Annotated in this window: 1 protein-coding gene; it reads right to left on the reverse strand. The window is 63.5% G+C overall.

Features of this window, described 5'->3' with window-relative positions; genetic code table 11:
* Nucleotides 1-480, reverse strand: a 480-nt coding sequence (locus CG51_RS18875; RefSeq protein WP_035747705.1) for an AAA family ATPase, incomplete at both ends; no start/stop codon positions are given.

A 480-nucleotide genomic window follows, 5' to 3' on the forward strand; every position in this document is an offset into this window, starting at 1 on the left:
GCCATACTCCGACATGTCGATACGGATCATCGCGTCCTGATCGCCGAAGATTACCTCGGCGAGCGTCTTGGCCAGTTCCGTCTTGCCAACCCCGGTCGGCCCGAGGAACAGGAAGGTCGCGGTCGGACCGGAACCTTCGCGCAGACCCGCACGCGCCAGGCGCACCGCATCGGCCACGGCGCGGATCGCTTCTTCCTGGCCAATGACGCGCTCGTGCAGCTTCTCCTCGAGCTTCAGGAGCTTGTCCTTCTCCTCGGCGGTCAGCTCCGTGACCGGAACACCGGTGATCTTGGAGACGATCTGCGCGACATGATCGGCGCGCACCTCGGCGGTCGCCGAAGCCTGGTCGCGCTTCCAGATCTCCAGAAGCTCGTCAAGCTCCTTCTGCTTCTGCTCGAGTTCCTTCTTCAGTTCCGCTGCTCGGTCGAATTGCTTGCGGGCTGCGGCATAGTCCTGTTCGCGCTTGATCTGCGCGACCTC

It is taken from the genome of Haematobacter missouriensis, from assembly GCF_000740775.1.
GTDB classification, from domain to species: Bacteria; Pseudomonadota; Alphaproteobacteria; order Rhodobacterales; family Rhodobacteraceae; genus Haematobacter; species Haematobacter missouriensis.